Origin of the sequence: Verrucosispora sp. TAA-831 (assembly GCF_050780145.1) — a bacterium.
Lineage (GTDB): Bacteria > Actinomycetota > Actinomycetes > Mycobacteriales > Micromonosporaceae > Micromonospora.
In genome coordinates this window covers 728,040-752,062 of the sequence record NZ_CP192240.1, presented here as the reverse complement: position 1 = coordinate 752,062, position 24,023 = coordinate 728,040, and the positions used below count along the sequence as shown (strand labels likewise).

Annotated in this window: 27 protein-coding genes and 1 pseudogene; 14 read left to right on the top strand and 14 right to left on the bottom strand. The window is 72.5% G+C overall.

The window, feature by feature from the left end; genetic code table 11:
• Window positions 1–55: 55 nt before the first annotated feature.
• Complete coding sequence (locus ACQVFL_RS03480; protein WP_396692310.1) at window positions 56–565, bottom strand: hypothetical protein; 510 nt, start codon at window positions 563–565, stop codon at window positions 56–58.
• A 30-nt stretch (window positions 566–595) separates the two neighbouring features.
• Window positions 596–1,465: a PhzF family phenazine biosynthesis protein gene (locus ACQVFL_RS03475; protein WP_396692308.1), complete on the bottom strand. Its 870-nt coding sequence runs from the start codon at window positions 1,463–1,465 to the stop codon at window positions 596–598.
• A gap of 81 nt (window positions 1,466–1,546) precedes the next feature.
• Here ACQVFL_RS03475 and ACQVFL_RS03470 point away from each other — a divergent pair, with 81 nt between their 5' ends.
• From ACQVFL_RS03470 to ACQVFL_RS03460, 3 genes are all read left to right on the top strand, one after another.
• Window positions 1,547–2,857 (top strand): magnesium transporter MgtE N-terminal domain-containing protein, encoded by a 1,311-nt coding sequence (locus ACQVFL_RS03470; RefSeq protein ID WP_396692306.1) that lies wholly within the window; start codon window positions 1,547–1,549, stop codon window positions 2,855–2,857.
• Window positions 2,850–3,476, top strand: coding sequence for a DUF1003 domain-containing protein (locus tag ACQVFL_RS03465; RefSeq protein WP_396692304.1), 627 nt, complete (start codon window positions 2,850–2,852; stop codon window positions 3,474–3,476). The genes ACQVFL_RS03470 and ACQVFL_RS03465 overlap by 8 nt, the downstream gene beginning before the upstream one ends.
• A 75-nt stretch (window positions 3,477–3,551) precedes the next feature.
• A complete protein-coding gene (locus tag ACQVFL_RS03460) occupies window positions 3,552–4,700 on the top strand; it encodes an Mrp/NBP35 family ATP-binding protein (RefSeq protein ID WP_431728672.1) in 1,149 nt (382 codons plus the stop codon).
• Window positions 4,701–4,715: 15 nt separating this feature from the next.
• Here ACQVFL_RS03460 and ACQVFL_RS03455 read toward each other — a convergent pair whose 3' ends face one another.
• Together ACQVFL_RS03455 and ACQVFL_RS03450 are read right to left on the bottom strand one after the other, a co-directional pair.
• Entirely contained in the window at window positions 4,716–5,150 is a 435-nt protein-coding gene (locus ACQVFL_RS03455) for a preprotein translocase subunit TatB (protein WP_396692300.1), read from the bottom strand.
• 74 nt (window positions 5,151–5,224) lie between these two features.
• A complete protein-coding gene (locus ACQVFL_RS03450; RefSeq protein ID WP_396692735.1) occupies window positions 5,225–6,478 on the bottom strand; it encodes a S1C family serine protease in 1,254 nt (417 codons plus the stop codon).
• Window positions 6,479–6,735: 257 nt separating this feature from the next.
• On the opposite strand from ACQVFL_RS03450, the gene ACQVFL_RS03445 reads away from it, so the two are divergent.
• Window positions 6,736–7,410 carry an O-methyltransferase gene (locus ACQVFL_RS03445; RefSeq protein WP_396692298.1) on the top strand — a complete coding sequence of 225 codons (675 nt, stop codon included), beginning with the start codon at window positions 6,736–6,738 and terminating at the stop codon, window positions 7,408–7,410.
• A gap of 28 nt (window positions 7,411–7,438) precedes the next feature.
• Here the strand turns inward: ACQVFL_RS03445 and ACQVFL_RS03440 are convergent, their stop codons facing one another.
• Window positions 7,439–8,905: a leucyl aminopeptidase family protein gene (locus tag ACQVFL_RS03440; protein WP_396692297.1), complete on the bottom strand. Its 1,467-nt coding sequence runs from the start codon at window positions 8,903–8,905 to the stop codon at window positions 7,439–7,441.
• A gap of 142 nt (window positions 8,906–9,047) precedes the next feature.
• Window positions 9,048–9,215, bottom strand: a complete 168-nt coding sequence (locus ACQVFL_RS03435) for a DUF3117 domain-containing protein (RefSeq protein ID WP_013283866.1) — start codon at window positions 9,213–9,215, stop codon at window positions 9,048–9,050.
• 191 nt (window positions 9,216–9,406) lie between these two features.
• Here ACQVFL_RS03435 and ACQVFL_RS03430 point away from each other — a divergent pair, with 191 nt between their 5' ends.
• Entirely contained in the window at window positions 9,407–10,231 is an 825-nt protein-coding gene (locus tag ACQVFL_RS03430) for a PaaX family transcriptional regulator (RefSeq protein WP_396692296.1), read from the top strand.
• Window positions 10,228–11,019: an enoyl-CoA hydratase/isomerase family protein gene (locus ACQVFL_RS03425; protein ID WP_396692295.1), complete on the top strand. Its 792-nt coding sequence runs from the start codon at window positions 10,228–10,230 to the stop codon at window positions 11,017–11,019. Before ACQVFL_RS03430 ends, ACQVFL_RS03425 begins: the two co-directional genes overlap by 4 nt.
• Before the next feature lie 10 nt (window positions 11,020–11,029).
• On the opposite strand, the gene ACQVFL_RS03420 is transcribed toward ACQVFL_RS03425, so the two are convergent.
• Both ACQVFL_RS03420 and ACQVFL_RS03415 read right to left on the bottom strand, forming a co-directional pair.
• Window positions 11,030–11,653: a hypothetical protein gene (locus tag ACQVFL_RS03420; RefSeq protein ID WP_396692294.1), complete on the bottom strand. Its 624-nt coding sequence runs from the start codon at window positions 11,651–11,653 to the stop codon at window positions 11,030–11,032.
• Between the two features lie 4 nt (window positions 11,654–11,657).
• Window positions 11,658–12,248, bottom strand: a complete 591-nt coding sequence (locus ACQVFL_RS03415) for a DNA-3-methyladenine glycosylase I (protein ID WP_396692293.1) — start codon at window positions 12,246–12,248, stop codon at window positions 11,658–11,660.
• 170 nt (window positions 12,249–12,418) lie between these two features.
• Between ACQVFL_RS03415 and ACQVFL_RS03410 the strand changes: the two are divergent.
• Window positions 12,419–12,661: pseudogene (locus tag ACQVFL_RS03410) on the top strand (VapC toxin family PIN domain ribonuclease); the annotation flags it as partial.
• A gap of 127 nt (window positions 12,662–12,788) precedes the next feature.
• Here the strand turns inward: ACQVFL_RS03410 and ACQVFL_RS03405 are convergent.
• Window positions 12,789–13,286 (bottom strand): SRPBCC family protein, encoded by a 498-nt coding sequence (locus tag ACQVFL_RS03405; protein WP_396692291.1) that lies wholly within the window; start codon window positions 13,284–13,286, stop codon window positions 12,789–12,791.
• Window positions 13,283–13,990, bottom strand: coding sequence for a DivIVA domain-containing protein (locus tag ACQVFL_RS03400; RefSeq protein ID WP_396692290.1), 708 nt, complete (start codon window positions 13,988–13,990; stop codon window positions 13,283–13,285). The genes ACQVFL_RS03405 and ACQVFL_RS03400 overlap by 4 nt, the downstream gene beginning before the upstream one ends.
• 143 nt (window positions 13,991–14,133) lie before the next feature.
• On the opposite strand from ACQVFL_RS03400, the gene folP reads away from it, so the two are divergent.
• Window positions 14,134–15,003, top strand: a complete 870-nt coding sequence (gene folP, locus ACQVFL_RS03395) for a dihydropteroate synthase (protein ID WP_396692289.1) — start codon at window positions 14,134–14,136, stop codon at window positions 15,001–15,003.
• A 31-nt stretch (window positions 15,004–15,034) separates the two neighbouring features.
• Here folP and ACQVFL_RS03390 read toward each other — a convergent pair whose 3' ends face one another.
• Entirely contained in the window at window positions 15,035–15,412 is a 378-nt protein-coding gene (locus ACQVFL_RS03390) for an NADH-quinone oxidoreductase subunit A (RefSeq protein WP_431728671.1), read from the bottom strand.
• Window positions 15,413–15,741: 329 nt separating this feature from the next.
• Here ACQVFL_RS03390 and ACQVFL_RS03385 point away from each other — a divergent pair, with 329 nt between their 5' ends.
• Both ACQVFL_RS03385 and ACQVFL_RS03380 read left to right on the top strand, forming a co-directional pair.
• Window positions 15,742–17,589 carry a 2-oxoacid:acceptor oxidoreductase subunit alpha gene (locus tag ACQVFL_RS03385; protein WP_396692287.1) on the top strand — a complete coding sequence of 616 codons (1,848 nt, stop codon included), beginning with the start codon at window positions 15,742–15,744 and terminating at the stop codon, window positions 17,587–17,589.
• Entirely contained in the window at window positions 17,582–18,616 is a 1,035-nt protein-coding gene (locus ACQVFL_RS03380; protein WP_396692286.1) for a 2-oxoacid:ferredoxin oxidoreductase subunit beta, read from the top strand. The genes ACQVFL_RS03385 and ACQVFL_RS03380 overlap by 8 nt, the downstream gene beginning before the upstream one ends.
• 68 nt (window positions 18,617–18,684) lie before the next feature.
• Here the strand turns inward: ACQVFL_RS03380 and ACQVFL_RS03375 are convergent, their stop codons facing one another.
• Complete coding sequence (locus ACQVFL_RS03375; RefSeq protein ID WP_396692285.1) at window positions 18,685–19,326, bottom strand: FMN-dependent NADH-azoreductase; 642 nt, start codon at window positions 19,324–19,326, stop codon at window positions 18,685–18,687.
• An 83-nt stretch (window positions 19,327–19,409) separates the two neighbouring features.
• Here ACQVFL_RS03375 and ACQVFL_RS03370 point away from each other — a divergent pair, with 83 nt between their 5' ends.
• Window positions 19,410–19,892: a MarR family winged helix-turn-helix transcriptional regulator gene (locus ACQVFL_RS03370; RefSeq protein ID WP_396692284.1), complete on the top strand. Its 483-nt coding sequence runs from the start codon at window positions 19,410–19,412 to the stop codon at window positions 19,890–19,892.
• Window positions 19,893–19,905: 13 nt separating this feature from the next.
• On the opposite strand, the gene ACQVFL_RS03365 is transcribed toward ACQVFL_RS03370, so the two are convergent.
• Window positions 19,906–20,919, bottom strand: a complete 1,014-nt coding sequence (locus ACQVFL_RS03365) for a potassium channel family protein (protein WP_396692733.1) — start codon at window positions 20,917–20,919, stop codon at window positions 19,906–19,908.
• Window positions 20,920–21,076: 157 nt separating this feature from the next.
• Here ACQVFL_RS03365 and ACQVFL_RS03360 point away from each other — a divergent pair, with 157 nt between their 5' ends.
• Window positions 21,077–21,724, top strand: a complete 648-nt coding sequence (locus tag ACQVFL_RS03360; protein ID WP_396692283.1) for a helix-turn-helix domain-containing protein — start codon at window positions 21,077–21,079, stop codon at window positions 21,722–21,724.
• Between the two features lie 210 nt (window positions 21,725–21,934).
• On the top strand, window positions 21,935–22,534 hold the full coding sequence (locus ACQVFL_RS03355) for a ClpP family protease (RefSeq protein WP_396692282.1): 600 nt from the start codon (window positions 21,935–21,937) through the stop codon (window positions 22,532–22,534).
• Window positions 22,535–22,597: 63 nt separating this feature from the next.
• Here the strand turns inward: ACQVFL_RS03355 and ACQVFL_RS03350 are convergent, their stop codons facing one another.
• Window positions 22,598–22,975, bottom strand: a complete 378-nt coding sequence (locus ACQVFL_RS03350) for a winged helix-turn-helix transcriptional regulator (protein ID WP_431728670.1) — start codon at window positions 22,973–22,975, stop codon at window positions 22,598–22,600.
• Window positions 22,976–23,080: 105 nt separating this feature from the next.
• Here ACQVFL_RS03350 and ACQVFL_RS03345 point away from each other — a divergent pair, with 105 nt between their 5' ends.
• Window positions 23,081–23,929 carry an SDR family oxidoreductase gene (locus tag ACQVFL_RS03345; RefSeq protein ID WP_396692280.1) on the top strand — a complete coding sequence of 283 codons (849 nt, stop codon included), beginning with the start codon at window positions 23,081–23,083 and terminating at the stop codon, window positions 23,927–23,929.
• Window positions 23,930–24,023: the final 94 nt, after the last annotated feature.

The following is a 24,023-nucleotide window of genomic DNA, read 5'->3' as shown; positions in this document are numbered from 1 at the left end:
CCGGGACGGCAGGCAGCGGTGTGCCGTGGCGTTCCGGGGGCGGCGTGGTGGCGGGTCAGGACCGCCGGACGCGGTGCAACCGGAACGGCTTGCGGACGGCGCGGACGGCCGGCGTGGGACGGGGCGGCTCGGCGAGCGAGTCGGCGGGCAGGTCGGTGCCCTGGACCGGGGTGCCGCCGGGGGTCAGCCGGACCAGTGCGCAGTCGTCGGCAGCCCACCGGGCGACCAGGTCGGCGGTGGTGCCGGGGGCGTTCAGCCGCTTGGCTCCGACCAGTGGGGCCAGGGTGTCCCACTCGTCGGTGCCGGGCCGTACCCGGGTCACCCGGGCCGGCCAGGTGACGATCGCACCGCCGTGGTCGCCCCGCAGCGTCACCCGGGCCTCGTCGGCCTCGGCCAGCCCGGGCGCGGACTGCTCCCCCGGCCCGGCGACCACGAACAGGGCGCTCTCCAGGGGTACGCACCACAGGGCGAGAGGCGGCCCGTCCGCCACCGCGACCCAGGCCACCGAGGCCTTCTTCATCGCCTCGTCGACCAGGGGGCTGCTGTCACGCTCGTCGGTCACCATCACATCCTTGCGTACGGGTGCCCCGGCCGGTCAGCCGACGAACGGCGGCACCAGGATCTCGCCCCGGGCCACCGGCATGACGTGACCGGCCACGCTGGCGCCCAGCGCGGTCCCACCGGTGGCGGTCACCGTGCAGGTCAGGGTCGACGGTCGACCCATCTCGGCACCCTGCAAGACGGTGTACGACGAGCGGCCCTCGCCGGGCAGCAGGCCGGTGGCGACCAGCCACACGCCCAGTCCGAGGGCGGCCGAGCCGGTCGCCGGGTCCTCGGGCACGCCGAGGCCGGGGACGAAGACCCGGGCCCGTGCGGTTTGCGCGTCGGCGTTCCAGGAGAAGACGCTCACGTGTTCGATTCCGTACCGCCGGGCCGCCACCGGATTGACCTCGGCCCGCGCCAGCGCGTCGGGGCGTACCGGCAGGAACGGGAACTCCAGCCCGCAGCCGGCCACCCGGGGTGCCGGGCCGAGGTGGTCGTCGGCGGCCAGACCGGCCACCTCCAGCAGCGGCTCCGGATCGAACTCGGGCCCGAGGGTGGGACTGCCGCCGGTCAGCGTGGCACCGCCGTCGGTCACCTCGATCGGCAGCACCCCGGCACCGCACTCCTGGCTGACCTGTCCCGCCCCGAACATGCCCCGACGGCTGGCGGTCACCGCCGCGCCCACGCTGGGGTGGCCGGCGAACGGCAGTTCCTCGGTCGGGGTGAAGATGCGGGCCCGGTAGGTGGCGCCGACCTGGGTCGCGGGCAGCACGAAGACCGTCTCGGAGAGGTTGAACTCCCGGGCCAGGGCCTGCATCTGTTCGGTGGCCAGCCCGTCGGCACCGAAGACCACCGCGAGCGGGTTCCCCGCGTACGGACGATCGGTGAAGACGTCCACGATCTCGTAAGCCAAGGTCGACATGTTGGTAAAGACTAGGCCCTCCGGGCTGTCCGGAAGTGACAGCCGGGCGCCGACTCACACGTACGCCCTAGGCTGGTGCCCGTGAGCACGCCGACCCGGGTCTACCTCGCCCGTCTCGCCGGAGTCGCCGTCTTCGATCCGAACGGCGACCAGGTGGGCCGGGTCCGCGACGCCGTTGCTCGGCTCCGCACCGGCCAACGGCCGCCCGAGGTGGTGGGCCTGGTCGCCGAGATCCCGATGCGACGGCGGATCTTCCTCTCCATCAACCGGATCATCTCGATCGACGCGGACGCGGTGGTGCTCGGCAGCGGCACGTTGAACCTGCGCCGCTTCGAGAAGCGCCCGAACGAGTTGCTGGTGCTCCAGGAGCTGCTCGACCGTCGGGTGCAGCTCGCCCCGGACAACCGGGCGGCGACGGTGGTGGACGTGGCGATGGAGTGCAGCCGGGCCGGGGACTGGTCGCTGGCCCGGGTGGCGGCCCGGGAGCAGGCCGGCCGGTTGGCCCGCCGGGGCAACCTCCAGCAGGTCGAGTGGGAGAAGGTACGCGGGCTCAGCGGCCTCGCCGAGCCCGGGGGGACCGCCAACCTGCTGGCTGTGCTGGAGGACATGCGCCCGGCGGACCTGGCCAACGCGTTGCAGGATCTGCCGGACGCGCGCCGTAACGAGGTCGCGGCGGCGTTGGACGACACCCGGCTGGCCGACGTGTTGAGCGAGTTGCCCGAGCGGGACCAGGTGGAGATCCTCACCGCGCTGGGCCGGGAACGGGCCGCCGACGTGCTGGAGGAGATGGACCCGGACGACGCCGCCGACCTGCTGGGCGAGCTGCCGCCGCCGGAGCAGGACGTGCTGCTCGACCTGATGGAGCCGGACGAGGCCGATCCGGTCCGGCAGTTGCTGAAGTACACCCCGGGTACGGCGGGCAGCGTGATGACCTCGGAGCCGGTGATCCTGCCGCCGGACGCGACGGTGGCGGAGGCCCTGGCCCGGATCCGGGAACCGCAGCTCTCCCCGGCGGTCGCCGCGCAGGTCTTCGTGTCCCGTACGCCGATGGCCACGCCGACCGGCCGCTACCTGGGCATGGTGCACTTCCAGCGGTTGCTCCGGGAGCCTCCGGCCGATCTGCTCGGTGGGGTGGTGGTCAACGACATCGACCCGTTGCGGCCGACCACGCCGCTGCCGGAGATCACCCGCCGGATGGCGACCTACGACCTGGTCGCCATGCCGGTGATCGACCGGAACAACCGGCTGGTGGGTGCGGTCACGGTCGACGACGTGCTGGACCATCTGCTGCCGCCGGACTGGCGGGATCGGGACGCCGTGCCGAGCCCTGCACCGGAGGCCGCGGACGACGCGGCGTCCGCCGACGTGAGCACGGAGCGAGTCGATGACTGAGCAGCGGCGCACCGAGCGCCTGGACCTGCCCCGGGAGCCGCGCGGCCTGAAGCTGCCCCGGGTCGACCAGGAGACCTTCGGTCGGTGGTCGGAGGCGATCGCGCGGGGCATGGGCACGGCGAACTTCATCGTCTACATGACGCTGTTCATCACCCTGTGGTTCGTCTGGAACACTCTCGCCCCGACGACGCTGCGCTTCGACCCGTACACCTTCACGTTCCTCACCCTGGTCCTGTCGATCCAGGCGTCGTACGCGGCGCCGTTGATCCTGCTGGCGCAGAACCGCCAGGCCGACCGGGACCGGGTGGCGTTGGACGAGGACCGGCGCCGGGCGGGCATGCAGAAGGCCGACACGGAGTACCTGGCCCGGGAGATAGCGGCGTTGCGGATCGCGATGGGCGAGGTGGCGACCCGGGACTTCCTCCGGTCCGAGTTGGCCCGGATGGCCGAGGAGTTGGACGAGGCGGCGCAGCGGCGCCAGCGCTTGGAGCGGCGGCTCCGGCAGGAGTCGGCGGCGCGGGGCGACGACGCGGACCCGCTGGACGAGCCGCGCGACGAGATGGACGGGGATCTTCTCGGGGACGGGCGGCGGGACAGCGACACCCCCCGCCACTCCTGACCCCTGGTCATCGACTGGCTCACACCGTCGCCGCTGACACCGGGGGCGGATCTCGACCGACGTAGCATTGCGGGCATGTCAGCTCCCGTCAGCACCGTCCACGACGCCGTCCAGGCCGCCCTGGCCACCGTCAACGACCCGGAGATCCGCCGACCGATCACCGAACTCGGCATGGTCAAGGCCGCCGAGATCGGCGACGACGGGGTGGTCCGGGTCGCGCTGCTGCTCACGGTGGCCGGTTGTCCGTTGAAGGACAAGCTGCGGGCGGACATCACCGCCGCGGTGGGCGCGGTGAGCGGGGTCACCGGCGTCGAGATCGACTTCGGTGTGATGAGCACCGAGCAGCGCCAGCAGCTCCAGGCCACGCTGCGCGGCGGCGGGGCGTCCGAGGAGCCGGTCATCCCGTTCGCGCAGCCCGGTTCCCGCACCCGGGTGTACGCGGTGGCCAGCGGCAAGGGTGGCGTGGGCAAGTCCAGCGTGACGGTGAACCTGGCGGCGGCGCTGGCCGCCCGGGGCCTCTCCGTCGGAGTGGTGGACGCGGACATCTACGGCCACTCGGTGCCCCGGATGCTCGGCGCGGACGGTCGCCCGACCCGGGTCGAGGACATGATCATGCCGCCGGAGTCGCACGGCGTGAAGGTCATCTCGATCGGCATGTTCACCGCCGGCAACGCCGCGGTCGTGTGGCGCGGGCCGATGCTGCACCGCGCGTTGCAGCAGTTCCTCGCCGACGTGTACTGGGGCGACCTGGACGTGCTTCTGCTCGACCTGCCCCCGGGCACCGGCGACGTGGCCATCTCGCTGGCCCAGTTGCTGCCCAACGCCGAGATCCTGGTGGTCACCACGCCGCAGGCGGCCGCCGCCGAGGTGGCCGAGCGGGCCGGCGCGATCGCGTTGCAGACCCACCAGCGGGTGGTCGGTGTGATCGAGAACATGTCCTGGCTGGAGCTGCCGGACGGCTCCCGGATGGAGGTCTTCGGCGCCGGTGGCGGGCAGACCGTGGCCGACTCGCTGACGCAGACCATCGGCGCGCAGGTGCCGCTGCTGGGTCAGGTGCCGCTCGACACCCGGGTCCGGGAGGCGGGCGACGAGGGGAACCCGATCGTGCTCTCCGCGCCGGACTCCCCGGCGGCGAAGGCGCTGGGTCAGGTCGCCGACCGGCTCGCGGTGCGCCGGGACTCGCTGCTGGGCAAGCCGCTCGGTCTCACGCCGGCCGGACGCTGACGGGTCGGCGCGCCGTCAGGTGATCTCGTCGTAGCTGACGGCGCGCGGGGCCGGCGGGGACGCTGCCGGTACGGAGGTACGCGCTGCGGACGGCGTGGCGGCGGGAGTCCTCGGGTCGGCGGCGGTGGCGACGTCCTTGAGGTCCTTGTGCACGCCGCTGACGTCCGCCCGGAGGTCGTCGTAGACGCCCTGCAACGGTTTGCGGATCGCCTGCTCGTCCTCTTCGCTGAGCAGGTGCTTGCGGATGAACGCCTTGGGGTGCAGGTCTTCGAGCTGGATGTCGGTGCCGAGTTCCTTGCTGAGGTCGGTGGTGGCGTTGCGCGCCATGTTCCGCAGGTTGCGCACCATCCGCAGGCCGTCGCTGATCACCTGCGGCAGCCGGTCGCCGAAGATCAGCAGCGCCAGCAGCAGCAGCGCACCGACCTCCCACACGTTCAGGTTCTCGAACACCCCGTCCTCCTCCCCCGGCTACCGCAGCCCAGAGTACGCACGTCGGGGGCCCGGCCAGAAGGGGTTCTGCGAGGTCACTTCGCGTCCGCCGCCAGCGTGACCGAGGCGTTCTGCCGGTCACTGCCGCGCCGGTACTCGACGGTCACCACCGAGCCCGGGGCGTACTTGCGGACCAGGGCGATCAGGTCGGTCGGCTCGGTCATCGGCCGTCCGTCGAGCCGCAGGACGACGTCACCGGCCCGGAGTCCGGCACCGGCCGCCGGCCCCGCCGGTTCCACCGCGGCGAGGCGGACACCCGATCCGCCGGTGTTCGCGCCGGGCCCGCCCACCTGTGCGCCGATCACCGTACGCCGAGCCTTGCCGGTGCCGATGATCTCCTGGGTGATCCGCTTGGCCTGGTTGATCGGGATGGCGAAGGCGAGACCGATGTTGCCGGCCTCCTGGCCGTCCGCGACCAGGGACTTGATGGTCGAGTTGACGCCGATCACCCGTCCCGCCGCGTCGACCAGCGGGCCGCCCGAGTTGCCGTGGTTGACGGCGGCGTCGGTCTGGATCGCGGCGTAGTAGCGGGTCGGGCCGCCCGGCTCACCGGCCTGCATGGTCCGGTCCAGCGCGCTGACGATGCCCGAGGTGACCGTGTTCGCCAGCGACAGCGGCGAGCCGAAGGCCAGCACCGGGTCGCCGACGGCCAGGGCGTCGGAGTCGCCGAACTCGACCGGCCGCAGACCGGTACGTGAGACCTTGATCACGGCGATGTCGGACTCCGGGTCCTGACCCACCACGGTCGCCGAGTCGGTGCTGCCGTCGTTGAAGACCACCGACGCCTTGCCGCCACCGGCGACGACGTGGTCGTTGGTGATCACGTGTCCGTCGGTGCTGACGATGAAGCCGGAGCCCTCGCTGGTGCCGCCGACCCCCGCCACCCGGACGGTGACCACGCTGGGCAGGACCCGCTCGGCCACCCCGGCCAGCGACTCCGGCGGGCGCTGGGCGAGCGTGGGGGCGGTGCCCGGTGCGGCGCCGAGCACCGGCCCGGCCGCGCCGCCACGGACCGCGAAGGCGTACCCGAGGGCACCGCCGAGCGTGCCGGCGAGCAGGGCGGCCAACAGCGGGACCAGCAGCATCTGGCGCAGTCCCGGGCGTCCGGGCGCGTCCGGGTCGGTGACCCGTTCCGGCTCGGCACCGGCGACCGGTGCCACCGGCACCACCACCGCCGTCGGAGCGTTCGGGTCCCGCCACGGGTCGCTCAGCGCGTCGGACCACCACGGTGAGGCGCCCGGTGGGGCGCCCTCGCGTGCCGACGAGCCTGCCGGCGGAGTTCCGGGCACCGGCTGTCCCGCCGGTACGCCGCTCGCGCCGGGCTGGCGCCAGTCCCAGCCGTCGGTCACTCGGTGCCTCCCAGTCCGTCCCCCGGTGTCCCGCGATCCGGCGATCGGACGCCGCCCCGATGCCGTCGACGGGATACCGCTTCCAGGATTGCACGGATGTGCCGCATGGGGTCAGCGGTTGTCACTGCGGGTGGACGCGCGGCTGCGCCGGTGGCGGGCCGCCTCTAGAGTCACAGTGCCCACCCGCCCTGCGCATCATGCTCGCCGCCCGGAGGTGTCCCATCGCCACGGTCGCCGGTTCCGGCAGTTCGACGAACCCGGCTCTCCAGTTCGCCGAGTCGTACGTCACCGAGGATCTCGTGCTCCGGACCGCCCGCAGCCTCGCCCGGGAGGTCGGACTCGACGCGGTCACCCCCGGCGCGGGCGCCGCGTTGCGCCTGCTCGCCGCCGCCGGGAACGCGCGGGCGGTGGTCGAGATCGGCACCGGCACCGGGGTCAGCGGCGTCTGGCTGCTGCGCGGGATGCGGGCCGACGGGGTGCTCACCACCATCGACGTCGAGGTGGAGCACCAGCGGATCGCCCGCCGGATCTTCGCCGAGGCCGGTTTCGTCGCCGGCCGGACCCGCATCATCACCGGACGCGCGCTGGACGTGCTGCCGCGGCTCGCCGACGGCGCGTACGACCTGGTCTTCGTCGACGCCGAGGCGACCGGCTTCAGCGCCTGCGTGGAGGCGGCGCTGCGGCTGCTGCGGCCGGGCGGGGTGCTGGTCCTCAACGGCACGCTGGCCGGGGGCCGGATCGGTGACCCGGCCGCCCGGGACGCGGAGACGGTGACGGTGCGCGAGACGATCAAGGCCATCCGCGAGTCGGAGCACTGGGTCCCGGCGATGCTGCCGGTGGGCCACGGGCTGCTGGCCGCGGTGCGCTGCTGAACCGGGCGCACCGCCGCCGGGCCGCCGGTCAGGAGAGGGTCGCCAGCCAGCGCAGCAGGCCGCGTACGCCCCAGCCGGTCGCGCCCCGGGTCAGCTCCGCGTCGTCGCGGTCGCACCAGGACGGCGCCGACATGTCGATGTGCAGCCACTGCGGGCGCAGCTCGCCGGTGAACTCGCGCAGGTAGAGCGCGGCCAGCACCGATCCGGCGCCCTGCGTGGGTGCGCTGTGCAGGTCGGCCACGTCGCTGCCGAGGTGCTCGACGTAGTCGGCGGCAAGCGGCATCCGCCAGGCGGACTCGCCGGCCGCGTCGATGGCCGTCAGCAGGTCTGCGGCCAACTGGTCGTTGTCGCTGTAGAGCGCGCCGATGCGGGTGCCGAGCGCGACCGCGTTCGCCCCGGTCAGCGTGGCCAGGTCGATCAGCAGGTCGGGCTTGAGCTCCTGCACGGCGTACGCCAGCGCGTCGGCGAGGACCAGCCGTCCCTCGGCGTCGGAGTTGGTGGTCTCGCTGGTCAGGCCGCCGTAGTGCCGGATGACGTCGCCGGGGCGGAACGCCGAGCCGCTGACCATGTTCTCGGCCAACGGGGTGAGCGTGGTGATCCGGACCGGCAGCTTCAGGGCCGCCGCGCCGAGGGTGGCCGCGACCACGGCCGCCGCCCCGGCCATGTCCTTGCGCATCAGCTTCATCGCCGGCACCGGCTTGATCGAGATGCCGCCGGTGTCGAAGGTGATGCCCTTGCCGACCAGCACCACGTGGGTCCGGGCGTCGGCCGGATGCCAGTCCATCTCGACCAGGCGGGGGGCGCTGGCCGAGCCGCCGCCCACCGCGAGGATCCCGCCGAACCCCTCGGCGGCCAACTGCTCCGGCTCGCGTACCCGGACCCGGAGTCCGGGCAGGTCGGCGGCGGCGTCGGTGACCTGGGTGGCGAACCACTGCGGGTTCTTGACCGAGGAGGGGGTGTTGGTCAGGTCGCGGGCCAGCCGGGTCATCTCGGCGGTCGTCCGGGCCGTGGCGACGGCCTGGGCGTACGCGTCGGGGTCGGTGACCGCCAGGTCGACCCCGGTCAGCGTCGGGGCGTCCGGGTCGTCGCCGAGGCGGAACCGGTACGAGCCGAGCAGCAGGCCCTCGACCAGTCCGCGCACCGCGTCGGGCGTCACCTGCGTCGGCAACGCCACTGTGACATGAGTCTCATCTCGGGCCGCCCGGACCAGTCCGGCACCCGCCGCGCGCCAGGCCGCCTCGTCCGCCGCACCCACACCGAGCAGCACGAGCCGGGCGGGGGTGCCGCCCGGTCGTACCTGGGTGTGGACCTGACCGGCGCGGCCGGTGACCCGGGCCGGCCCGACCAGCGCGGCGGCCTCGTCGGCGATCCCGGTGGGCAGCGTCGCCCCGGTGGGCACCGGCTCGGCCGACGAGTCGTCGCCGGCAGCGGATCGGACGGGCAGGGCCAGGACGTCGAGCCGGTCCGGCTCGGCGGTCAGACGGATGGCGAGCACGCGGAGCCGTACCTCCTGGGATTTTCGCGGGTCGGGTGCCCGGCGAGATGGTGTGAAGGCCCTGAGCCACCGGCTAAGCCGGTGGCTCAGGGCTTGACGAACCGTCCGCGGCGGCGAGCGTCGCCGACGAACCGGCCTTGTCTCAGCCGGCGGCCGCCTTCAGCGCGTCACCGAGCGCCGTCGCCTCGTCGGGAGTCATCTCGACGACGAGCCGGCCACCGCCCTCCAGCGGGACCCGCATGACGATGCCCCGGCCCTCCTTGGTGACTTCCAGCGGACCGTCGCCCGTCCGCGGCTTCATCGCCGCCATGTTGTCTCCCCTCAGACCTACACCAGGGTCGGTGGGTTGCCCCACAGCCACTTCGCCATGACCACCCGCGATGTGCACGGGAGGTGTCGAGCAACGATTTTCCCTGATGAACACCGCCGGACCCAAACCGAAGCAGCATTGATGTAACAGCATCTAGCTTATCGCGAGTTGGCCTGTCACAATGTGCGGTCATGCAGGCACGGTCGGCACTCTTCGACCTGTACGGCGACCACCTTCGGCCCCGGGGTGGCCGCGCACCCGTTGCCGCCCTGGTAAAGCTGCTGGCGCCGCTCGGGATCGCCCCACCCGCCGTACGGACGGCGGTCTCCCGCATGGTCCGTCAGGGCTGGCTCGAACCGGTCAAACTGACCTCCGGGCCGGGCTATTCGATCACACCCAAGGCGGCCCGGCGACTCGACGAGGCGGCCTCCCGGATCTATCGCACCGGACGGGTCACCTGGGACGGCCGGTTCGACCTGTTGGTGCTCGACGCACCCACGGCACGACGCGACCGCCAGCGGCTTGCCGCCAACCTGCGGTACCTCGGCTACGGCACGCTCGACGAGCAGACCTGGGTGGCGACCCGCCCGGCCGAGGACGTCGACCTGCTGCTCAGCGAGGCAGGCGTCCGGTTCGAGCGGTTCAGCGCCGCGCACGCCGCCGGGACGCCGGGCGCGATGGGCCTGGTCCGTCGGGCCTGGGACCTCGCCGAGATCGGCCGGGCGTACGAGCAGTTCGTCACCGAGCAGCGCACCCTGCTCGGCGGCGTCTCCGCACGCAGTGGCGACGAGGAGGCGTACGCGGCCCGGTTCCGGCTGGTGCACGCGTGGCGTACGTTCCTGTTCCGGGACCCGCAGCTACCACCGGCGCTGCTCCCCGAACGCTGGCCCGGCACCGCCGCGGCCGGCTTCTTCGACCGGCACGCGGCCCGGCTCCGGCCGGCCGCCGACCGGTACGTCGAGCAGTGCCTCGACGGAGGACACCGGATCGCACGACAGAAGGGTCGCCACACGTGACAGAGCCGCTCATCGTCGACCGCACGGATGCCGTCGCCACGCTCACCCTGAACCGCCCGACGGCGATGAACGCGCTCGACGTGGCGCTCAAGGAGGCGCTCCGGGACACCCTCGCCGAGCTGGAGGCCGACCGCAGCGTCCGGGCGGTGGTGCTGGCCGGTGCCGGCGGGAACTTCTGCGCCGGTCAGGACCTGCGCGAACACGTGACCACGCTGGAAGACGGCGCGGGCCGACCGCTGGACACGGTGGCGCTGCACTACAACCCGATCGCCGCCCGACTGGCCAACCTGGCCAAGCCGGTGGTGGCCGCGGTACGCGGGATGGCCGCCGGTGCGGGCGCCTCGCTGGCGTTCCTCGCCGACTTCCGCGTCGGCGGGCCGTCGACCAGCTTCCTGATGGCGTTCGCCAAGGTCGGGCTCGCCGCCGACACCGGCGCGTCCTGGACGCTGCCCCGGTTGGTCGGCCACGCCAAGGCCGTCGAGTTGCTGATGCTGGCCGAGCCGGTACGCGCCGACGAGGCCGCCCGGCTGGGCCTGCTCACCCGCCTGCTCGACGACGACGGGCAGGTGCTCACCACCGCGCAGGAACTCGCCACCCGGCTCGCCGCCGGCCCGACCGTGGCCTACGCGGCGATCAAGCGTCAGCTCTCCGTCGCCGACGCCGGCACGCTGGCCGACGCGCTGGCCGCCGAGGCGAAGGCGCAGGCGATCTGCGGCGGCACCGCCGACCACCGGGCGGCCACCGTGGCCTTCGTCAACAAGCAGAAGCCGGTCTTCGAGGGACGCTGACCCGGGCGGGTCAGTCGTCCTCCTCCGGGTCCTGGTTGGCCTCGGCGCCCAGCACGAAGGCCTGCATGGCCAACTCGTCGCCGGAGGGCGAGACGAAGGCGGGCAGCTCCCGGGGGCCCAACTCCTGCACGTACGCCCAGAACAGCCGGACCGCCTCGGCCGGCGAGTCGGCCTCGATCGGCAGGTCCAGGCTGACCAGCCAGGTCCGCCGCTGCGGCGCCGGGCCGAGCCGGTCGGCCAACTCGCGGAACGTCACCGGGTCGAGCGCGGTGACCGGCCCGTCGAGGGTCAGTGTCTCCGCCGGCACCGGCTCGTCGAAGGCCCGCCGGGTGTACGTGACCACCAGCGCGTCGGGACCCCGGTCGGACTGCGGATCCTCCGGATCGTCGGGACCCTGACCCGTGGGCACGGCGACCCGGCCCAGCGCCACCAGCCGGGGCGGCTCGTCGGCGAGCACCGCGATCTGGTCGCCGGGTCCGGGCAGGAGACGGTCGTCCAGCCCGGTAAGTTCCAGCGTGTCGTGGTGCACGAGCCGCTCGGCGTCGTACCTGCCGGGCGGCAGCAGCACCGCCCAGGCTCCGGTGCCCTCCGCGTGGCTCGCGCCGCTGCGCCGGTGCGCGGTGTCGGTCGTCATGTCCTCATCTCATCACGTTCGCCCGGGTCGCCACGACGTGGCAGCCCGCCAGGTGATCGTCGACCATCCCGGTCGCCTGCATCAGCGCGTACGCGGTGGTCGGGCCGACGAACCGGAAGCCGCGCCGCTTGAGCGCCTTGGCCATCGCGGCGGAGGCGTCGGTCGACGCCGGCACCCCGGTCAGCGCGGTGGGACGGGCCCGGTCGGCGGACGGCGCGAACGACCAGAGCAGCGCCGACAGCCCCTCCGGCAGCTCCAGCGCGGCCCGCGCGTTGGCGATCGCCGCCTCGATCTTGGCGCGGTTGCGGACGATGCCCGCGTCGGCCAACAGCCTCGTCACGTCGGCCTCGCCGTAACCGGCCACCGCCTCGATCCGGAAGTCGGCGAAGGCGGTCCGGAACGCCGGGCGCTTCCGCAGGATCGTCAACCAGGACAGCCCGGACTGGAACGCCTCCAGCGTCATCCGTTCGAACAGCGCGTCGTCGCCGTGCAGCGGGCGACCCCACTCGGTGTCGTGGTAGACCGCGTAGTCGGGCGTGCTCGCTCCCCAGGCGCAGCGGGGCAGCCCGTCGGCACCGATCACCAGTTCAGTCACGGCGCCCAGGCTACGTCGCGGGGGTGACCGTCGCGGCCCGAAGGATCGGCCGCAGCGAGGTACTGATTGGTGATCGGGACCTGCTCGACGACGCCATCACAGATCCGTGGGTCGAGCGGTGAGTCGCGGCATCCTCGACACCCGCATCCTTATCGCCACCGACGAGGGCGCTCCGGTTGGCACGGTTGAGTGCCATCCAACGTCGATTTGATCCACTTCCCATCGACGAAGTGATCGCCGATAGCTACGCACGGCTCGCCGCACGTGTCGTCGAGAACGGCCGCCAGCCGCGAGCGAGGGGGATGGACCTGCTCATCGCGGCAACCGCACACGCTCATGACGCCGCCGTGTACACCCGCAACGCCGAGGATCTCGCAGGGCTCGAAGACCTCATCACGTTCCGCCCGATCTGATCTACACGCCGCCCGCTGACGAGGAAGCTCGTGGTGCTCGCGGGTCTGCCCAAAGCGGAACAGATCGAGCGCCCACCCCACCGCCGGACACCGTGAGGCGGCTCAGCGATCGGCGGGGTGCACCGGGTCAGGGTATGCGGCCCTGCTCGACCTGCCGGGCGAACCGGCGCAGCGCCTGGGTGAGGCTGAACTTCGAACCGGGCCAGAGCACCGGCCAGGCCGCCCGACCGGCGGTGCCACCGGGCAGGTGGAACCACTCGTGCCAGACCACCTGGGTACGCCCGCCCGCCAGCGGCGTGCAGCGCAGTACACCGGGGCCCCGCAGCAGCGTGCCGCAGTGCACCACGCCGATCTCGTACGGCGTGTCCACCCGGACGACCCGCATCTTGTCCCGCAGCACCGCCGGACCGAGCGCGGTGACCGCCTCGACCAGGCTGCCCTCGCCGCCGTCGCCCTCGACCACCCGCACTCTGGTGAACGGGATCCAGTCGGACTGCCGTTCCCAGGCGAGCAGGGCCGCGAAGACCTTCTCGGCCGGGGCGTCGACGATCACGGTCGCGGTGACCTCGCCGGCGCCCGGCTGAGCCGCCTGGCGAAGATCGTCCTGCCCCTCCGGATCGCTCACGCCGACTCCGAGCGGACCACCGGCCCGCGCGGCTCGGCCTCCGGCGCGTCGTCGGAGGTGCGTCCTGCCGCCTCGACGGGCGGGGTGATCTGCTGATCGCCGGTCGGCGTGCCGCCCTCACCACCGGTCGCGGTGGCACCCTGGCCGCCGGTCGGCGCGGTCGCCGCCGGGGCAGTCGTCGGCGCGTCCTTGGCCTTCGTCGCGGCAGACCCGCCGGTACCGGACGCGGCGGCGGTGCCGGTGGACGCGGCGGCGTTCGCCGGGGTGACGGAGATGTCGGAGACCGACGGGGTGGACGCGTCGGGGGCCGCCGGGGCGGTGTCGGCGGCAGGGCCGGTGGCGAGACCGGCGGACTGCTCGCGGGCGCGCTGCAGGGCGTCGGCCTCGGCCGTCCGCCCGTCGCGCAACGCGGTCACCTCCGCCTCCAGCACACCGATCAGCTCGGTCTTGTAGCCGATGTCGTACGCCGCCCGGCGCAGCGCCTGGTCGACCTGGGCCATTCGATATCCGCGCAGCGCGGTGTCGAAACGTACCTCGCCCACGTCCGACTCGCGCAGTGGACGGTCCCCGGGCAGCGGCAGCGCGCGTCCGTCCGCCTCGACCGGCACCAGGCCGGGATCCCGGCCGGTGACCAGCACCGTCACCCCGAACACCACCGCCGCGACGGCGACCGCCACGACCAGCAGGAGCAGAAGCTGACCCATAGCACTGATCGTGGCATGTCGACGGCCCCGGAGCGACCCCACCCGGCGCGCCGTACCGGACGGTGCCCGTGACCTGGCACCGGATAGCGTCGTGGAGGCCGACGGGCGAGCGACCGGCGGCGTGCGGCGATGGAGGAGGCGGCGTGGCCGGGGAGCTGCGGCTCGGTGGACGGACGTTCGGTCCCGACGAGCTGGTGGTGATGGCGATCGTCAACCGCACGCCGGACTCCTTCTTCGACCGGGGTGCGACGTTCGAGGCGGACAGCGCGCTGCGGGCGGTGGCCCGCGCGGTGGACGAGGGCGCGTGGATCGTCGACATCGGCGGGGTGAAGGCCGGGCCGGGTGCCGAGGTGGACGTGGCCGAGGAGATCCGGCGGACGGTGGACACCATCGCCGCCGTCCGGGCCGCCTTCCCGGAGGTGGTGATCTCCATCGACACCTGGCGGGCCGAGGTGGCGGTGGAGGCGGTCGCCGCCGGGGCGGACCTGCTCAACGACACCTGGTCGGGTGCGGACCCGGCGTTGGCCCGGGTCGCCGCGCGGACCGGGGCCGGGCTGGTCTGCTCGCACGCGGGTGGGCTGAGTCCGCGTACCAGGCCGCACCGGGCGGCCTTCGACGACGTCGTGGCCGACGTCGTGACGACGGTGACCGGGCTCGCCGAGCGGGCGGTATCCCTCGGGGTACGCCCCGACGGGATCCTCATCGACCCGGCGCACGACTTCGGCAAGAACACCCGGCACTCGCTGGAGATCACCAGGCGGCTCGGTGAGCTGGCCGACACCGGGTGGCCGCTGCTGGTGGCCCTGTCGAACAAGGACTTCGTCGGCGAGACGCTGGACCTGCCGGTCGCCGAGCGGCTGGAGGGGACGCTCGCCGCCACGGCGGTCTCCGCCTGGCTGGGCGCGCGGGTCTTCCGGGCCCACCAGGTGCGTCAGACCCGCCGGGTGCTGGACATGGTGGCGTCGATCCGGGGCACCCGCCCGCCCACGGTCACCCGGCGCGGGTTGGCCTGACCCGACCGCGGCGGTGCGGGCCCGGCCGGGGTCAGGTCCAGTCGAGGATCCGGCGACGCCAGGCGTAGAGCAGGCCGAGCGCGAGGACCGCCACGAAGATCGCCATCTCGACGACCGTGACCAGGCCGAACCCGGGCCGGTCGAAGACCACCGCCCAGGGGAAGAGGAACACCGCCTCGACCGCGAACAGCACGTAGAGGTAGGCGTAGACGTAATAACGGATCTGCATCTGCGCCCAGTCGCCGCCGACCGGGTCGACACCGCATTCGTAGTTGGCCCGCTTGCCGGGCGGGTCCGCCGGGCGGGCCGGGCGCAGCACCCGGTTGGCGGCGAAGGCGACGACGAGGAAGAGGACGCCGACGAGCAGCAACAGCCCGAGCGTCGCGTACGAGCCCAGGTAACCGGTCACGATCGGTCAGCCTACCGGCGAGAGCCCTCGGCGGGCCGGGTCAATCCCTGGCGGTCCGCCCGGATTGGGCGGTGATCTGGATTACGGCGTGCCGGGCGAAACCCCCCAAGGGGCCGCATAAACCCCCACAATCCAGTCCCAGTCGGCGGACCTCCTGGGCAGGCGGAGCCTCGATCCGACGTAGGCTCTGGGTGAGGGATGACAGGCGGGCCGGACCTTTCGCGGACGGCCGGTGCAGCGGCGCGTCAAGGAGGTCTCGTGGCCGGGCAAGGCGAGGTCACCATCCAGTTCAGCCGAGCGGGCCACGCACGACGGAGCGGGGTGCGGCCGTGAGCAAGCAGATCCGCCAACTGGAGCGGGTGGTCATCCGGTTCGCCGGGGACTCCGGCGACGGCATGCAGCTGACCGGTGACCGGTTCACCTCCGAGACCGCGCAGTTGGGCAACGACATCTCCACGCTGCCCAACTTCCCGGCCGAGATCCGGGCACCCGCCGGCACCCTGCCGGGTGTGTCGAGCTTCCAGGTGCACTTCGCCGAGTACGACATCCTCACGCCCGGCGACGCGCCGAACGTGCTGGTGGCGATGAACCCGGCAGCGCTCAAGGCCAACCTCGCCGACCTGCCGCGCGGGGCCGACATCATCGTCAACACCGACGAGTTCACCAAGCGCAACCTGGCCAAGGTCGGGTACGCGAGCAACCCGCTCGACGACGACAGCCTCGACGGGTACGCGGTGCACCCGGTGGCACTGACCTCGATGACGATCGGTGCGCTGGCCGAGCAGGACGTGTCCAAGAAGGACGCCGAGCGGGCCAAGAACATGTTCGCCCTCGGGCTGCTGAGCTGGATGTACTCCCGCCCGTACTCCTCCACGCTGCGGTTCCTGGAGCGCAAGTTCGCCAAGCGCCCGGAGCTGGTCGCGGCCAACATCGCCGCGTTCAAGGCGGGCTGGAACTTCGGCGAGACCACCGAGGACTTCGCCGTCCGGTACGAGGTCAAGCCGGCCAAGATGCCCGCCGGGACGTACCGCAACATCACCGGCAACGCCGCGCTCTCGCTCGGCCTCGTCGCCGCCGGGGTCCGCTCCGGCCTGCCGGTGTTCCTCGGGGCGTACCCGATCACCCCGGCCTCGGACATCCTGCACGAGCTGAGCAAGCACAAGCGGTTCGGTGTCACCACCATGCAGGCCGAGGACGAGATCGCCGCGATCGGTGCGGCGCTGGGCGCCTCGTACGGCGGCGCGCTCGGGGTGACCACCACCAGCGGTCCCGGTGTCGCGCTGAAGGGTGAGACGATCTCGCTCGCGGTGGCGCTGGAGCTGCCGCTGGTCATCGTCGACGTGCAGCGGGCCGGGCCGTCGACCGGTATGCCGACCAAGACCGAGCAGGCCGACCTGAACATGGCCCTGTTCGGTCGGCACGGCGAGGCGCCGGTGGCGGTGATCGCCCCGAAGTCGCCGTCGGACTGCTTCCACGCCGCGCTGGAGGCGGCACGGATCGCGTTGACCTACCGGACGCCGGTGATCCTGCTGTCGGACAACTACGTCGCCAACGGCTCCGAGCCGTGGCTGCTGCCCGAGGTGGAGTCCCTGCCCGACCTGCGGGTCGAGTTCGCCACCGCGCCGAACGGCGAGGACGGCACCACCTTCCTGCCCTACCTCCGCGATCCGCAGACGCTGGCCCGGCCGTGGGCGGTGCCCGGCACCCCCGGCCTGGAGCACCGGATCGGCGGACTGGAGAAGGCCGACAAGACCGGCGACATCTCGTACGACCCGACGAACCACGACTTCATGGTGCGGACCCGGGCGGCCCGGATCGAGACCATCCCGGTGCCGGACGTCGAGGTCGAGGACCCGGACGGCGACGCCCGGGTGCTGGTGCTCGGCTGGGGCTCCACGTACGGTCCGATCGGTGCCGCCTGTCGGGCGCTGCGCCAGCGTGGGCTGCCGGTGGCCCAGGCCCACCTGCGGCACCTCGCGCCGATGCCGGCGAACCTCGGCACGGTGCTCGGCGCGTACGACCGGGTGGTCATCCCCGAGATGAACCTCGGCCAGCTCGCGCACGTGATCCGGGCCCGCTACCTGGTCGACGCGATCGGCTACAACCAGGTCCGCGGCCTGCCGTTCACCGCCGCCGAGCTGGAGTCGATGCTGGAAGAGGTCCTGAAGAATGTCTGAGCCCGTCGCTCTCAAGCTCACCGCCAAGGACTTCAAGTCCGACCAGGAGGTGCGCTGGTGCCCCGGCTGCGGTGACTACGCGATCCTCGCGGCCGTCCAGCAGTTCATGCCGGAGCTGAACATCCCCCGGGAGAACATCGTCTTCGTCTCGGGCATCGGCTGCTCGTCGCGCTTCCCGTACTACATGAACACCTACGGGATGCACTCGATCCACGGGCGTGCCCCGGCGATCGCCAGCGGCCTGTCGGTCTCCCGTCCGGACCTGTCGGTCTGGGTGGTCACCGGGGACGGTGACGCGCTCTCCATCGGCGGCAACCACCTGATCCACGCGCTGCGCCGCAACGTCAACCTCAAGATCCTGCTGTTCAACAACCGGATCTACGGTCTGACCAAGGGCCAGTACTCGCCGACCTCGGAGGTCGGCAAGATCACGAAGTCGACGCCGGTCGGATCGGCGGACGCGCCGTTCAACCCGCTGTCGCTGGCGCTGGGCGCGGAGGCCACCTTCGTCGGCCGCACCATCGACTCGGACCGCAAGCACCTCCAGTCGGTGCTGCGGGCGGCGGCCGAGCACGAGGGTTCGGCCTTCGTGGAGATCTACCAGAACTGCAACATCTTCAACGACGGCGCGTTCGAGCAGCTCAAGGACCCGGGTGTCCGGGACGACCACCTGATCCGGCTGGAGCACGGTCAGCCGATCACGTTCGGCAAGGACGGGCAGTTCTGCGTGGTGCACCCGCCGCGCGGCTTCGGCCTGGAGGTCCGCGAGACCACGTCCACCCCGGCGGAGGAGATCGTGGTGCACGACGCCACGGTCGACGACCCGGCGTACGCCTTCGCGCTGTCCCGGCTGCCCGGCTTCGACCTGCGCAACACTCCGATCGGGGTGTTCCGCTCGGTGCGTCGGCCGTCGTACGACAGCGTGGTCCAGGAGCAGGTGGCCGAGGCGCGGGCCACGGTCACCGAAACGCCGGAGCAGCAGCTCGCCGGTCTGCTGGGCAGCGGCGACACCTGGACGATCCTCTGACCCACCGAGTCACCGAAAACGGCCGGGCCGCTCCCTGAGGGGGCGGCCCGGCCGTTGTCCGGACCGGGTCAGACCGTGGCCGGCACCCAGAGCTCGTCGATGCTCCGCTGCGCCACCGTGAGGCTCTCCTCGTGCAGCGGGATCAGCTCGGACATCGCCGGGACGCTCGGCGCCAGGGTCAGCTCGCAGCCGATGAACCTCGGCTCCAGGCCGGTCATCGACAGGCCGTGCGGCAGCCAGGGCGCGGCGTGGTCCCAGCCCTCGCGCGGGGTGCCGGAGCCGTAGCCGCCGCCCCGGGAGGCCAGCACGACGAACTCCCGGCCGCCGAGCAGCCCGGCGCCGGTGGCCGGGTCGTACGACAGGCCGGGCGCGATCAGCAGGTCCACCCAGGTCTTCACGCTGCTCGGCGCGCCGTAGTTGTAGAGCGGCAGCCCGAGCAGCACGGTGTCGGCGGCCTGCACCTCGGCGACCACCTGCTCGGTCAGCTCCCAGATCCGGTGCTGGGCCGGGGTGCGCTGGTCGGCCGGCGTTCTGCGGGCCGTCTCGGCGGCCTCGTCGAGGTGCGGCAGCGGCTCCTTGCCGAGGTTGCGGTAGGTGATCGTGCCGCCGGGGTGCGCGGCCTGCCACGCGGCGGCGGCGCGGGCGGTGAGCCGGCGGCTGACCGACTGCTCTCCCCGGATGCTCGAGTCGATGTGCAACAGGTGCGGCATTGGCTAACCCCTCACAGATGGTTTGTGTAGCGCCAACCATTTATAGCAGGCCAATGTTTCGCGGTGAGGGTAAACTCGGTCACATGACTGCCGGGCCGACCGAGCACAGGGAGCGCCGTTCCGGTGCCCTGCTCGAGTTCCTGGCCCGCCGGATGCGCCTACGGTCCGAGTCGGTGCTGGCACCGCTCGGCCTGCGCCCCCGCCACCTGGTCGCGCTCACCGTGCTGCGGGAGGCCGGCGAGATGAGTCAGCAGGCGTTGGCGGGCAGCCTGCAACTCGACGGCACGAACGTGGTGGGGCTGCTCAACGACCTGGAGACGGCGGAGCTCGTCGAGCGTCGCCGCTCCCCCGAGGACCGCCGTCGACACGTGGTCAGCCTCACCGAGCACGGGACGAAACGGCTCAACGAGGCCGAGTGTGCCCTGGCCGGAGCCGAGGACGACGTGCTCGCCGCACTCGACCCCGCCGAGCGGGACACGCTCTACGACCTGCTGCGGCGGGCCAGCAGCGGCGGGCCGGCGACCTGCACGGAGGCCATCCAGGACAACCCCGACGTCCTCTGCTGACCCGGATCGGCGATCAGGGCAGGGTGTTGGCGGTGGGCCGGTCGTCGCGTACGTGGACCAGCATGTCGCCGGTCTCGACCACCGCGCCCGCCTGGTCGGCCAGGGTGACCACCTTGCCGCGCCGGACCAGGGCGATCACCAGGGATTCCAGTTCGCGCGGATTCCGGCCCACCTCGTTCCGCTCGGCCGAGCGCATGGCCAGCGCCATCCCCTGACCGGGGGTCAGCAGATCCTCCACCACGTCGATCAGCGGCGGCGCGGAGGTCGACAGACCCAGCAGCCGCCCGGCGGTCGCCGACGAGACGATCACGTGGTGGGCACCGCTCTGCTTGAGCAGCGGCGCGTTCTCCGCCTCCCGCGCGGCGGCGATGATCCGGACCTGACCGGCGGTGAGCTGCCGTACGGTCAGCGCCACCAGCACCGACGCGTCGTCGCTGTCGGTCGCGATGATCACTGCCTTGGCGGTCCGGACGTGCGCCTGGTTGAGCACCGAGGACCGGGTGGCGGAGCCCTCGATGGCGACCAGCCCGTTCGAGGTGGCCTGCCGCAGCGCCGCGCTGTTGCGCTCCACCACGACGATCCGGGACTTCTCGAACCCGTTCTCCAGCAGCGCCGAGACCGCGCTACGGCCCTTGGTGCCGTAGCCGCAGATGATGACGTGATCCTTCACTTTTCTCTCCCACCGGTGCAGGCGGCGGCCGGTCCGGTACTGCTCGGTCAGGACTTCCAGGGTGGTGCCGACCAGGATGATCAGGAACAGCACCCGGGCCGGTGTGATGAACAGGACGTTGATCAGCCGTGCCGAGTCGCTGACCGGGGTGATGTCGCCGTACCCGGTGGTGGAGAGCGAGACGACCACGTAGTAGAAGCAGTCGAGCAGCGTGAGGCCGTCCTCGTTGACGTCCCGGTATCCGTCGCGGTCGAGGTAGACCACCGCGACCACGGCGAGCACCAGCCCGACGGCGGCGGCCAGCCGCATGCTCAACGCGCTGAGCGGGCCGCGCCGCTGCGCGGGAAAGTGGATCACCGCGGGGCCCGGCCCGGCTCGGTCGACTGCACGCCCACAAGATAGCCCCTGCTCGCCGATCCGCACGGCCGGGTGGCGCAGCGAGGGGCGGCGCGACGGACGGCGGCCCGGCATGATGGGTACGGTCAGCGCAGACCGGCGAGAGTGAGGCCCCGGCATGACGTTGCTGCGACGGGTGATCGGTACTGTCCTGCGCCGCCAGCGCCAACGACAGCGCCGTACGCTGCGCGAGGTGGCCGAGGCCGCCGGCGTGTCGGTGCCCTACCTCTCCGAGGTCGAGCGGGGGCGCAAGGAAGCCTCCTCCGAGGTGCTCGGCGCCGTCTCCCGGGCGCTCGGCCTTGCGCTTTCGGACCTGCTCGGAGAGGTACGCGACGAGTTGCGCCGGGTCGAGCGACCGACCCCGACCACCCCCCAGGGCGGTTACGTCCCGGCCGTCCGGGGTGGCAACCCCACCGTCTCCGTCCCGCGCGGCACGGACGGCTCCGCCCACCCGGTCGCGCAGTTCGGCGGCATCGGGTTCGGCAGCAGCCTGGTCGACACCGCGTCACTCGGCAACGGCCTGGCCGGCGGGTTCCGGCACAGCGGCGGGACGACGACGATCGGTGGGTTCACGCACCTGGCCGACGAGGTCGGTGCCGGTGGCGCTGGTGGTGTCGTTGCCGGACCGAGCGGCGGATTCGGCTTCGGCGGCGGTCTCCGCATCATCGTCTTCGGCGACACCGCAGAGGTCGACGCGGGAGCCGACGGTCCCGACCAGGCCACATCCGAACCGGCCGGACGTCACCTGCAACCGCTGTCGAGCTGATCCGCCCACGCCCTCATGGGCGTCTGCGTGGCATCCACGAGATCGGCGAGGGTCCGCGCCGCATGCTCGCCAGGGCACGGTCGGTCCGTTCTGCCGTGGGCCGATCTGCCCGGGGCAGAAGTGCTGGGGACCGGCCACCCGACCGGCGCACGCTGGACGGGCCGGTTCCCGAGCGCGGACGTCGCCCACCGGCGGGTGGAGGTGGACGAGATGGTCACGATGCTGGACGACGGTCAGCGGTCCTTCGGCGACCAGGTGTACGAGCGGCTGTTGCGGGAGCGGATCGTCTTCCTCGGCAGCGAGGTGACCGACGAGGTCGCCAACCGGATCAACGCCCAGATGCTGCTGCTCGCGGCGGAGGACCCGGACCGGGACATCCACCTGTACATCAACTCGCCGGGTGGCTCGGTGAGTGCGGGACTGGCGATCTACGACACGATGCGCTTCGTCCGCAACGACGTGGCGACGCTGGCGCTGGGCCTGGCCGCCTCGATGGGCCAGTTCCTGCTCTGCGCGGGTGCCGCCGGCAAGCGGTACGCGCTGCCGCACACCCGGGTGGTGATGCACCAGCCGCACGGCGGCTTCGGCGGCACGGTCAGCGACATCACCATCCAGGCGGAGAACATGCTGCACGTCAAGCGGACCATGCTGGAGCTGATCGCCCGACACAGCGGACGCCCGTTGGAGGAGGTCCAACGCGACTGGGACCGGGACCGCTGGTTCACTGCCGACGAGGCCCGCGAGTACGGCCTGATCGACCAGGTGGTCCGCGCCGCCACCGACCTCCCGACGCCCCTGACCGCCGGCTAGCGCTGCGCCGTCGGCAGGGTCGAGAGCGCAGGGCCACGCGGACCGGCGGGCCGGAAAGGGTGGCTACGCCTGCTGGCGGGCGTCGTAACGGGCGCGGGCGGCCTCCACCTCGGCGAGGTGGTCGGTCGCCCAGGCTTCCAGGCCGGCGACCAGTGATCGCAGGTCGTGTCCCAGGTCGGTGAGCTCGTAGTCGACCCGGGGCGGGACGGTAGCGTGCACGGTACGGGTGACCAGGCCGTCGCGTTCCAGGCCACGCAGCGTCTGGGTGAGCATCTTCTGGCTCACGCCGTCGATCCGCTGGGCCAGCTCGCCGTACCTTTTGGGGCTTTTTGCGAGGGTCAGCACCACCAGGACGCTCCACCGGTCCCCGATCCGGTCGAGGACCTGTCGGCTGCCGCACTTCCGGTCGTACAGGTCGGGTTCCACCCTATTACTCTCCATCAGGATGTGGCGCACTTCAAGGTGCCTACTCTCCAACGGGAAGTGGTCAGGCGATCTTCCGGTTGCCTCCGACGTCAGGCAGTTTCCGTGGAAGGAGCAGTACCCATGTCCATCGTCGTCACCGGTGCCACCGGGCACCTCGGCCGGCTCATCGTCACCTCGCTGCTGGACCGGGGCGTACCGGCCGGGGAGATCGTGGCGCTCGGCCGGGACACCGCCCGCCTCGCCGACCTGGCCGGGCGTGGCGTCACCGTCCGGCAGGCCGACTACGACGATCCCGAGTCGCTGCGGGCCGCGTTCGCCGGTGCCGAGAAGCTGATGTTCGTCTCCGGCAGCGAGGTGGGCCGGCGGGTGGCGCAGCACCGCAACGTGGTCGCCGCCGCCACGGAGGCCGGCGTCGGGCTGGTCGTCTACACCAGCATTCCGAAGGCCGACACGTCCAGCCTGATCCTCGCCACCGAGCATCGCGCCACCGAGCAGGAGATCGTCGCCTCCGGGCTGCCGTACGTCCTGCTGCGCAACGGCTGGTACCTGGAGAACTATCTCCCGCAGGTGCCGACGTACCTGGAGCACGGGGTGGCGGGTGCGGCGGGTGACGGCCGGATCAGCGCCGCCGCCCGCGCGGACTTCGCGGAGGCCGCCGCCGTGGTGCTCACCGGCGAGGGACACACCAACCGGGTGTACGAGCTGGGCGGTCCGGCGTTCACCCTGGGCGAGCTGGCCGCCGAGCTGTCCCGGCAGAGTGGTCGGGAGGTGGGCTACCTCGACCTGCCGGTGAAGAAGTACGTGGAGGTGCTGGTCGGTGCCGGGCTGCCGCAGGGGTACGCGGAGGTGCTGGCCGACGGCGACCGGGGTGCCGCCGAGGGTGAGCTGTACGTCGAGGGCGACGACCTGGCCACCCTGATCGGACGGCCGCCGGTGAGCCTCGCCGAGGCGATCCGCACCGCGCTCTGACCAAGGACGGCCCGCCGTCGCCGTCGGTGGCGGCGGGCCGTCGTCATCGCTGGTGGCGAGTCCGTCAGCGGCGGCACCGGGAGTTCGACTACCT

What these genes read in the sequence shown, in the direction of transcription:
- ACQVFL_RS03430 (WP_396692296.1), top strand. Translation starts at nt 9,407, where the DNA reads ATGCAGGCACGGTCGGCACTCTTCGACCTGTACGGCGACCACCTTCGG.
- ACQVFL_RS03380 (WP_396692286.1), top strand. Translation starts at nt 17,582, where the DNA reads ATGTCTGAGCCCGTCGCTCTCAAGCTCACCGCCAAGGACTTCAAGTCC.
- ACQVFL_RS03480 (WP_396692310.1), bottom strand. Translation starts at nt 565, where the DNA reads ATGGTGACCGACGAGCGTGACAGCAGCCCCCTGGTCGACGAGGCGATG.
- ACQVFL_RS03435 (WP_013283866.1), bottom strand. Translation starts at nt 9,215, where the DNA reads ATGGCGGCGATGAAGCCGCGGACGGGCGACGGTCCGCTGGAAGTCACC.
- ACQVFL_RS03355 (WP_396692282.1), top strand. Translation starts at nt 21,935, where the DNA reads ATGGTCACGATGCTGGACGACGGTCAGCGGTCCTTCGGCGACCAGGTG.
- ACQVFL_RS03445 (WP_396692298.1), top strand. Translation starts at nt 6,736, where the DNA reads ATGCTCGCCGCCCGGAGGTGTCCCATCGCCACGGTCGCCGGTTCCGGC.
- ACQVFL_RS03400 (WP_396692290.1), bottom strand. Translation starts at nt 13,990, where the DNA reads ATGGGTCAGCTTCTGCTCCTGCTGGTCGTGGCGGTCGCCGTCGCGGCG.
- ACQVFL_RS03475 (WP_396692308.1), bottom strand. Translation starts at nt 1,465, where the DNA reads ATGTCGACCTTGGCTTACGAGATCGTGGACGTCTTCACCGATCGTCCG.
- ACQVFL_RS03375 (WP_396692285.1), bottom strand. Translation starts at nt 19,326, where the DNA reads ATGCCGCACCTGTTGCACATCGACTCGAGCATCCGGGGAGAGCAGTCG.
- ACQVFL_RS03420 (WP_396692294.1), bottom strand. Translation starts at nt 11,653, where the DNA reads ATGACGACCGACACCGCGCACCGGCGCAGCGGCGCGAGCCACGCGGAG.
- ACQVFL_RS03460 (WP_431728672.1), top strand. Translation starts at nt 3,552, where the DNA reads ATGTCAGCTCCCGTCAGCACCGTCCACGACGCCGTCCAGGCCGCCCTG.
- ACQVFL_RS03370 (WP_396692284.1), top strand. Translation starts at nt 19,410, where the DNA reads ATGACTGCCGGGCCGACCGAGCACAGGGAGCGCCGTTCCGGTGCCCTG.
- ACQVFL_RS03345 (WP_396692280.1), top strand. Translation starts at nt 23,081, where the DNA reads ATGTCCATCGTCGTCACCGGTGCCACCGGGCACCTCGGCCGGCTCATC.
- ACQVFL_RS03465 (WP_396692304.1), top strand. Translation starts at nt 2,850, where the DNA reads ATGACTGAGCAGCGGCGCACCGAGCGCCTGGACCTGCCCCGGGAGCCG.
- ACQVFL_RS03350 (WP_431728670.1), bottom strand. Translation starts at nt 22,975, where the DNA reads ATGGAGAGTAATAGGGTGGAACCCGACCTGTACGACCGGAAGTGCGGC.
- ACQVFL_RS03360 (WP_396692283.1), top strand. Translation starts at nt 21,077, where the DNA reads ATGACGTTGCTGCGACGGGTGATCGGTACTGTCCTGCGCCGCCAGCGC.